The sequence below is a fragment of the Actinocrinis sp. genome (assembly GCF_035650855.1).
Taxonomy (GTDB): domain Bacteria; phylum Actinomycetota; class Actinomycetes; order Streptomycetales; family Catenulisporaceae; genus Actinocrinis.
Genome location: NZ_DASRGV010000028.1, coordinates 1 through 8967 on the forward strand (window position 1 = coordinate 1; position 8967 = coordinate 8967).

At 68.3% G+C, this 8967-nt stretch carries 9 protein-coding genes; 6 read left to right on the forward strand and 3 right to left on the reverse strand.

Annotation, left to right across the window (positions count from 1 at the left end; all coding sequences use genetic code 11):
* The first annotated feature begins 791 nt into the window (after positions 1-791).
* From VFB40_RS02455 to VFB40_RS02470, 4 genes are all read left to right on the forward strand, one after another.
* Positions 792-1304 carry a hypothetical protein gene (locus VFB40_RS02455; RefSeq protein WP_324847599.1) on the forward strand — a complete coding sequence of 171 codons (513 nt, stop codon included), beginning with the start codon at positions 792-794 and terminating at the stop codon, positions 1302-1304.
* An 18-nt stretch (positions 1305-1322) separates the two neighbouring features.
* Positions 1323-2012 (forward strand): class I SAM-dependent methyltransferase, encoded by a 690-nt coding sequence (locus VFB40_RS02460; RefSeq protein ID WP_324847600.1) that lies wholly within the window; start codon positions 1323-1325, stop codon positions 2010-2012.
* A 282-nt stretch (positions 2013-2294) separates the two neighbouring features.
* The gene (locus VFB40_RS02465; protein WP_324847601.1) at positions 2295-3167 is read left to right on the forward strand and encodes a hypothetical protein; all 873 of its coding nucleotides are present in this window, start codon (positions 2295-2297) and stop codon (positions 3165-3167) included.
* 179 nt (positions 3168-3346) lie between these two features.
* A complete protein-coding gene (locus VFB40_RS02470; protein WP_324847602.1) occupies positions 3347-3637 on the forward strand; it encodes a hypothetical protein in 291 nt (96 codons plus the stop codon).
* A gap of 71 nt (positions 3638-3708) precedes the next feature.
* Here the strand turns inward: VFB40_RS02470 and VFB40_RS02475 are convergent, their stop codons facing one another.
* Positions 3709-4143: a VOC family protein gene (locus VFB40_RS02475; protein ID WP_324847604.1), complete on the reverse strand. Its 435-nt coding sequence runs from the start codon at positions 4141-4143 to the stop codon at positions 3709-3711.
* Between the two features lie 139 nt (positions 4144-4282).
* On the opposite strand from VFB40_RS02475, the gene VFB40_RS02480 reads away from it, so the two are divergent.
* Positions 4283-4714 carry a hypothetical protein gene (locus VFB40_RS02480; RefSeq protein ID WP_324847605.1) on the forward strand — a complete coding sequence of 144 codons (432 nt, stop codon included), beginning with the start codon at positions 4283-4285 and terminating at the stop codon, positions 4712-4714.
* 22 nt (positions 4715-4736) lie between these two features.
* Here the strand turns inward: VFB40_RS02480 and VFB40_RS02485 are convergent, their stop codons facing one another.
* A complete protein-coding gene (locus tag VFB40_RS02485; protein WP_324847606.1) occupies positions 4737-4901 on the reverse strand; it encodes a hypothetical protein in 165 nt (54 codons plus the stop codon).
* Positions 4902-5153: 252 nt separating this feature from the next.
* Between VFB40_RS02485 and VFB40_RS02490 the strand changes: the two genes are divergently transcribed.
* Entirely contained in the window at positions 5154-7331 is a 2178-nt protein-coding gene (locus VFB40_RS02490) for an alpha-galactosidase (RefSeq protein ID WP_324847607.1), read from the forward strand.
* 103 nt (positions 7332-7434) lie between these two features.
* Here the strand turns inward: VFB40_RS02490 and VFB40_RS02495 are convergent.
* Positions 7435-8967, reverse strand: a 1533-nt coding sequence (locus VFB40_RS02495) for a ferredoxin reductase family protein (protein ID WP_324847608.1), incomplete at its 5' end; no start/stop codon positions are given.

Genomic DNA, 8967 nt, shown 5'->3' on the forward strand with positions numbered 1-8967 from the left:
CGACCTCGAAAACGGATTCCACTACTGGACCAAGAACGCGGACGGCGTGGAACTCGTGCGCCACCATGTCATGCCGCGCAATCCCGACGCCGAGCCCGAGGGGCCTTGTCTGCCGCCAGGAAGCGTATGAGAGCGGGAGGAAACCTTTGGGATGCGATTGGGATACGATCACGGTTTTCTCGTGTTCTCTCGGGTTTCCTCGCGCTCTCTCGAATTCCCTTGTTGACGGTCCTGGCCTGCGGATGGGCCACATTTCCGCAGGCCAGGATTGATCTTGCTCGCCGCTTACAAAGCAGAGGTCGGCGGTTCGAGACCGTCTGTGCCCACCGACCGTGAACAGCATCGCAGCAGCAAAGAGCCCCAGACCTTGATATAGGTCCGGGGCTCTCGTGCCAGACCGTGCCACTCAGTCAGTCCACAGCTCTCCGATTCTTCGCCTAGCCTGGCCACTTTCGCGCTCGAGTACGCCTGCGGCTGGCCCGGCTCCGCCGGAACTGGAGCCCGCCCTCCCACCCCAAACGCTCCGCGGCCTCGCTGACGCTCCCCCGCTCCGCTAACAACCTCGGGCGCCGTGAGTGCTGCACCCAAACCCCGGACGCCTCGTCCGCCTCTGCGGTTCTCGGCGAGCGCGAATTCGGCCTGACCACCGCGAGTCAATCGTGCTCACCGCCGCCCCGACCTGTACCTGGCACCACCCCGAAGACGGAAAGTCACGCTACTGATTCGCCGGCTCGCGGCGGCCACAGTGGTCTCTGGGGTCGAACGGTCAGGCCTCAGGGAGGAGACAAGCCATGCTCGGGACGCCTACCCGGCCGGAGCAGTATTCGGACGGTGCTCACGGTCCGCGCGCTGACCGTCCGTATCTCGACGGCACCAGGGCCCATGCGGGCGACAGGCCGCGTACCGCGGGCCGCCGGCTCGGCTTCATTTTCGCCGCAGCAGGACTGGTCACCGTCCCGTGGGTGTTCTACTTGGGAGCTTCTCTGCCGATCGCCGCCGAGGACGCGCACTGGGCGCTCGGCTGGGTCGGGCTGGACAGCTGCGAGGCCCTCGCCCTGTTCGCCACCGGGCTACTCCTGCTGCGCACAGACAACCTTTGCGCGTTGACCGCCACAGCTACCGCGGTGCTCCTCGTGATCGACGCGTGGTTCGACATCACCTCGGCGACACCTGGCAGCGAATTGGCCACGGCAATCGTGATGGCCGTCTGCGCGGAGATCCCGATCGCCGTCACATGCGCTGCTCTGGCCCTGCGACTGATCCGTCGCCCATTTCCGCCGACTTCCACGTCGATCAAGAACTAGAGAACTAAAGGAAGCGCCATGCCCGCGTTCCGAATTCCGTCCACTTCTACGGGACATACCCGTCGCGTCACGGTGGCCGCTGCGACCGGTGCCGCGGCGCTGGCGGCCGGCGCTTGGTGGTTTACCGACCAGGCTCCCTACCCGTATGCACAACGTCGGCTCCTAGACATCCCGCTGCCGTTCTTGGCCACCGCGAACCTGGAGGGAATGCTCCGACCACGCCCCGGAGAGCGCATTCTGGAGATCGGTCCCGGCACCGGCCTGCAGGCTCTTCATGTCGCGCCACGCTTGGGGCCGAGCGGGCGGCTGGACATCGTCGACATCCAGCAGGAAATGCTCAACCACGTTATGGCCCGCGCCGAACTCGCGAACATCGCCACGATCCACCCGCACCGTGCGGACGCCCGCGAACTGCCCTTCGAGCCCGGCACCTTCGACGCCGTCTACCTGGTCACCGCGCTCGGCGAGATCCCCGAACCCGAGCGCGTACTCGGCGCGGCCGCGACGGTGCTCAAGCCCGGCGGCCGCCTCGTCGTGGGAGAGTTCTTCGACCGCCACTGGATTTCCTTCGGCAGACTCCACCGCCTGGCCGACAGCTGTGGCCTCCACCTCGCAGGCCGGCGCGGCCCCAGCCTCGCCTACCTCGCCCGATTTCGTCCGTGTCCTGCCACGAGCGAGGTGCAGCCAGCATTCGCGGCCAATTCGTAGGAGACCAAGACGCACGCGGCGCGCCGAGCTCAACCATTCGCATATTGACTCAAGATCCAGGCTCAAGCTAATGCCTGATAGCAGTCGACGAATCTCGCCGTCTCGCGGTCCTGGGATCCACCACGGAGCGTGGTGAGATTGCGCTAGAGAAGTTCCGTCTACATGCGGCGTGCCTGGTCTGTTGACCTGATATGGGCTTAGCCACGATATTGGCATCCAGCCACGCGCTCGTCGGTGCGTGTGGCTGGATGCGGCATGAAGCGGGGGGCGGAGCACGTGCGCGTGATCGAGACCAGCAACGGCTCCAGGGCCGTGTGGATGCCCAATATCCGCAGTCGGCGGTACGCGCTGTTCGCCGGTATGTGGATGGTTCCTGTGCTCGTCATCATCGTGGAGTTGATGGTGAGAGCTCCCGATGCGCTCTCGGCGATCCTCGCGATCGCACTCGTGATCTTCGGCGCGATCCCGCCGCTGAGTATGGCTCGGAGCGCCAGTTTCTTCGTCAGCCGGGACTTCGTGGTGAGCGGGCCGCCGCGTAAGGCGTCGAAGAGAGTTCGGCGGGCGGATGTCACGCTCGTGCGGTATCGGGGTGAGTTCGGGGAACTCGTCGGGCAGGACGGGACAGTTCTGCTGCAGACTTCTGCGCTCCTGACGGGCCAGCAGGTGAGCGAGATCGCCGCTTACCTCCACGTGCCGTTCTCGGGAGGCGGGGCGGCTGCGGTGGCGACGCCGCTCCGGGATTCGCCCGGGGCGTTCGTCCTGCGTCCGAACCGCGGAAAGGTGTTCAGATACCGCTTGTTCACCGGGCTGCTCGCGGCTGGAGGCATTGGTTTCGGCGTGTACAACCTGGTCAACGGCCATCCTTCGGCCGCGATCTCGACGGCCGTCCTGCCTCTCGCCCTGGCCCTGGCAAGCGTGTTCTGGCTGCGCGATGCCGCCCTCGTCGTTACCAACGACGCCGTATACAAAGGCCAGCGCAATCGCAGCAAATACGTCGCACGTGCCGAGATCGCTGAGATCGTGTACGGGCCGCGGACCTTGTCGCTGGAGGCTGCTAACGGGTCGGGGCTGTTGAGCGTCGACACTTCTTTCTTCGGTGTCACCCAGGCGCAAGAGCTGGCCGACAAGCTCGGCGTACCGCTGCGCCGCGTTTAGGGACTTCTCGTCCTAGTGCGGTCGGGCCGAACGGCCGTGTTTTCGCCAGGCCGCGCTTGGATTTCCTGGAGGTGGGGCCAGAACTCTTGGGGGTGGTCGTGTGCACCTTCGCGCGCCATCGGTCCTGGTCGCAGAGCCTAACCGAGACAGACACGCCTGCCAGGCGGAGGGGGAGACTCATGGACGAGGTGCCGGAACGCCAACGCCCTCGCAACGGATATCTGGTCGACTGCCCGTACTGCGAGGGCGATGGGACCGACGCGAACGAGAAGTCGGGGCTGTGCGCCCGCTGCCACGGAACGGGACGGATGACGTGGTTCCTGGCCGCGCGAATCCGGGCCCGCTGGGAGGCGCGCAAGGCCAGCGGTTCACAGTCGATCCGGCCGGTTGAGGACGCGGTGCCGGATTACGGCCGGGGCGCCGGCGCGGGCCGCGGCCTGGAGGACGAGCCGCCCGAGCGGATTGCCTGAGCACGAATTCCGGGCGACGTCGCGGTTCAACGTAGCCCGGAATTGCAGACGGGGGAAACCGGGCAGGCCGACTAGTCGAGGCAGAACTCGTTGCCTTCGACGTCCTGCATGACGAGGCACGATTCGTTCATGTCGTCGGCGAGCAGCAGTTCCACACGCCGCGCGCCGAGCGCTTCCAGTCGAGTCGCTTCAGCGTTCAACACGGCGACTCGCTCGTCGCCCTTCAGCCCCGTCCCGACTCGCACGTCGAGATGCACGCGGTTCTTCACGACCTTGCCCTCGGGCACTCGCTGGAAGAACAACCGCGGTCCGACCCCGTCCGGATCCTGGCAGGCCCAGGCCGCTCCCTGGCGCTCGGCCGGGAGCGAGGCGTCGAACTCGTCCCACGAATCGAATCCGGGCGGAGTCGCCGGGTCGACGTACCCGAGCACGGCCTTCCAGAACTGCGCGACCGCTCGTGGATTCGCGCAGTCGAAGGTCACCTGCACCTGCTTCACCTTTGCCATCAGGCAAGAGTACTGCCCGAGGTCGTGGTCACGGTCGCGCCCGATGAGCGGCCGCGGTGGCGGACGATGAGCAGCCCCGGCGCGACCGGCTCGGCGTACGCTGCGATGGGAGCGTGGCGGACGAAGGGAGGCGGCGGCATTGACCGAGGCGCAGGATCCACTCGGGGAGCTGTACAACACGCAGCTCGGATTGATGACGCAAGTGCGGCGCGGGCTCGCGGAGGTGGGCCGGGTGAGCGAGCAGCTGGCGCAGGCGGCCTCGCAGCTGGGAGTCGAGGCGGAGCGGGTGACCGCCGAGTTCGAGGAGGCGACCAGCGCGGGAGACGCGCGTTCGGCGCGGGCGTTGCTTGAGCGGCAACGCGAACTGCTGGACCGCATCGATGCAGCCAACATCGAACTGCGGACAGTGCGCGACTTCGAGACCGCGCTTCTCCGGCAGACCACGGCGCTGCAACGGGCCGTCGACGGCCTGCGCATCACGAAGGAGTCTGCGAAGGCTGAGATCGCGCTGGCCCGGGCGGGACGGATGCCGGATCTGGAGGCGGACTCAGAGCCGGAGTCAGGGGGCTGAGCCGCTTGGGGCTGAGGGCGGATCAGCGGGTGGCAAGCGCGATGATGATGAGCACGATGGCGAAGACGGCCAGGATCGCCATGTCGCTTGGCAGCCTCCTGCGACGGCTGTAGTGACTGTAGCGACGGGTGTACCGCCGCCTCGGGAACAGCCTTCTGCGATGCGGGTAGGTCCGGGCGTACGGCATTCGACCCTCCTGACCGGTCGTTAGGTGGTGCGGCGTCTCCGGGTGTTGGACTCGGGTACCCAAGGGAGGCGGTTGTATGTGGCGCCGATTGCACGCGAGGCAAGCGGACATCTGAACGTTTGTGCGTGATGGGCGGGAGTTCACCGCTGGTTGTGCTGCGTGTCGCTAGAGCAAGCCATTGCGTCCGGTTCTGCGCGGTCCCTAGGATGAACTCGTCGGTTCACGTTGACAAATGTTGGAATTGAGAGCGCCGTGGACGAATCACGCGAGGCCGGGGTGGGCACGGCCGAAGCCGGATTGATCTCGCTTTCGGCCGGTGGAGTGGGCCTTGTGCTCAACGCCTCCGGCCCCGGGCTGCCGGAGGTGCTGTACTGGGGCGCCGATCTAGGGCTGCACGCCAGCGGTGGCGGTGATCGCGGCGCACGGTCCGCGCGGCTCGCGCTGAGTCGTCCCGGACCTGCGCTTCCGCTGATCCCCTCGCAGGGCGCGGGCTGGTACGGCCGGCCGGCGCTGAGCGGGCGGTGGGAAGGCGGCAGCTGGCGGCCGCTGCGGTTCCTGCTGACCGAGCCCGTGGCGGTCCGCGGCAGCAGCGGGGAGGGCGGCGGCGGGACGATCGTCGTTCACGCCGCGGACGCGGAGGCGGGTCTCGCACTGGAAAGCGAACTGGAGCTGAGCCCGCAAGGGGTGCTCAGGGTTCGGCACGCGATCACGAACACCGGCGAGCTACCCTTCGTGCTCGACCGGCTCGCGGCGCTGATGCCGGTGCCCGCGCAGGCCGTCGAGGTGCTCGACTTCGCCGGACGCTGGTCGCGCGAACGCGCGCCGCAGCGGGCCGCCGTGCGGCAGGGCGCCTGGGTGCGTGAGAACCGGCGCGGGCGCACCGGGTTCGACGCCGGGCCGCTGATCGCCGGAACGTCCGGCTTCGGGTTCCGTTCCGGGCAGGTCTGGGCCGTGCACGCCGCGTGGAGCGGCAACCACGTGCAGTACGTGGAGCGGCTCGCGGAGGGCGGCGGGGTGCTCGGCGGCGGCGAACTGCTGGAGCCGGGCGAGATCAGGCTGCTGACCGGGGAGTCGTATCAGAGCCCGTGGGTCTATTTCGTCGCCGGCGAATCAGGACTCGATGAACTGAGCGTGCGGTTGCATCGAAGGCTGCGGGCGCGGGCCGGGCATCCGGTCACGCCGCGTCCGGTCACCCTGAACATCTGGGAGGCGGTCTACTTCGACCACTCGCTGGACCGGCTGCTCGACCTGGCCGACAAGGCGGCGACGATCGGCGTCGAGCGGTTCGTGGTGGACGACGGCTGGTTCCGGCACCGGCGTACCGACAACGCCGGGCTCGGCGACTGGTACGTGGACGAGACGGTCTGGCCGAACGGGCTGCACCCGCTGGTGGAGCGGGTACGCAAGCACGGCATGCAATTCGGGCTCTGGTTCGAGCCGGAGATGGTGAACCCTGATTCGGATTTGGCCCGGGCGCACCCCGACTGGTTCCTGGCCGACCCGGCGCGCCTGCCGGTCGAGCACCGCAACCAGCAGGTGCTCGACGTGGCGCGGCCGGAGGCCTTCGCCTACCTGCTGGAGCGGCTCGACTCGCTGGTCGCCGAGTACCGGATCGACTACATCAAGTGGGACCACAACCGGGACATCGCCGAGCCGCTGCACGACGGCGTTCCCGGCGTGCACGCGCAGACCCTGGCCGTGTACCGGCTGCTCGACGAGCTGCGCGCGCGCCATCCGCACCTTGAGATCGAATCCTGCTCGTCGGGCGGCGCGCGGGTCGACCTGGGCATCCTGGAGCACACCGACCGGGTGTGGGGCTCGGACAACATCGACCCGATCGAGCGGCAGTCCATTCAGCGCTGGACCAGCCTGCTGATTCCCTACGAGCTGATCGGGGCACATATCGGCTCCTCCCCAGCGCATGTGAGCACTCGCGCCACCGAGCTCTCCTTCCGGGCCGCGACCGCGCTGTTCGGGCACGCCGGAATCGAGTCCGACATCACCGGGTGGGACGAGCACGAGCTCGGCCGGCTCGCCGACTGGATCGCGCAGTACAAGCGGCTGCGGCCGCTGCTGCACTCCGGCGAGATCGTGCGCGCCGACCACCCGGACCCGGCGGCGTGGCTGCACGGCGTGGTCGCGCCGGATCGGTCGCACGCGCTGTTCGCGTACATGCAGCTGGAGACCTCGACCTTCGAGTACGGCGCGGCGCTGCGGTTCCCCGGCTTGAATTCGCAGGCTGATTATGAGCTCACGGTGATTCCGGTGGTCTCGGCCGTGCCCGACACCTGGCCGCGGTGGGCGACGGGACAGGGATCGATCGTGGTCAGCGGCAGGCTGCTGTCGGTGGCAGGCATGGAGGCGCCACGGCTGGTGGACAAGCCGGGGCAGTCGTTCGTCGTGGAACTGCGGCAGGTGCAGGGAGAATAGCGGACGAGGCGGGCCGAGGCAGAGGTCTGTCACACGTCGAATAACGGCGCTGGCCGGAACCGTCGTCGAACGGTTCCGGCCGGCGCCGTTTTATCGACCCAGATCAGAAGTCGAACAGCTCGGTGTGGATGCGGCGCCAGGGAATTCCGGCCTTGCGCAGGTTCTTGATCGCGCTGCGCGCCATCGCGGGCGAGCCGCAGATGAACACCTCGCGCTCGTCCAGGTCCGGAACCATCTCGCGCAACCGGTGCGGGGCCATCGGATCCTCGCGCGGGGTCTTGCCGCGCTTTCCGAGCACCGGGACGTAGATCAGCCGGCCCTCCGCGTCCATCCGGTCGAGCTCGTCGGCCATCAGCAGGTCCGAGGCCGAGGACGCACGCTGCAGGAACATCACGTCGCCGGGTCCGCCGTCCAGCGCCTCCGCGATCGCCCGCAGCGGAGTCACCCCGACGCCGCCGCCGACCAGCAGCACCCGCTGCCGGCGGCGCAGCTCCGCGGTGAACGCGCCGTACGGGCCGTCCGCGATGACCCGGATGCCCGGCCGGATGCGGCGTTTGAGCCTGCGGGTGTAGTTTCCGACGCCCTTGACCGTCAGGCGCAGCACGCCGTTGGTCGGCGCGGCGGACAGCGAGAAGGGGTGTGTCTGGTGCCACAGGCCGCGGCCGAGGAAGCGCCAGCGGAAGTACTGGCCCGCCTGCGCGCCGAGCCGGTCGATGTTGACGCCGCCGACGTAGATGGAGATCGTGTCCGCCGACTCGACCACGACGCCGACGACGCGCAGCCGGTACTTCAGCGTCCGGCTGACCGGGATGTACACGCGGTACAGCAGAATCGCCGCCGCGACGACGACATGCATCGCGATCCAGGTGTCCTTGGCGACCTGGTTGCGAGTGAACTGCGCGCCGAGGAAGACCTGGTGGAAGAACGCCATCACCGCGGCCGGGTAGGCCACCAGGTGCAGGCTGTGCCAGCGGTCGTAGCCGAGCTTGTGCCGGAAATGCTTGATCGACGAGACGCCGATGGCGATGAGTAACGCGTAACCGCCGGTGGCCATCAGCACGTACGGATACGTCGCGAAGATGGACTTCACGACCGCGCTCGGCGGGGCCTGCAGGCTCATCGAGTAGCCGACGATGACCAGCGCGGTGTGCGCGGCCAGCAGCACGATGAGATAGGCGCCGAGGCCGCGGTGCAGCGTGGCCAGCCACGAGCCGATCCGCCGCTCCAGCCACGGTATTCGCGCCATCAGCGCGACTTCGATCAGCAGCAGGTACGCGCCGAGCAGGCCGGTGAGCTGCGCGCCCATGATGTACTCGTCGGCCAGGTGCTGGAGCCGGGAGGCCGGGGTCTGCAGCCACCACAGGAAGATCACCTCGGCGCCGCCGGCGAAGGCCAGCAGCACCAGCACTCCCGCGAGCGCGTGCCGGGAGAGGGCCGGGCGCGCGTAGGTCCACGCCTTCGCCGGGTCGACCCACCATTGGGTCAGGCCGGGCCGCTCGGGTATCGCGAAGCGGTCCGGGGGCGCCGCGACATAGCCCTCCCGCGTGGTGCCGAGCAGGTCCGCCTCCGGACCCATCTGACGCGGAATCGCACGGTGCGTGCCCGTGCTCGTCATGTCCGGTCTGACGGCGCGGTG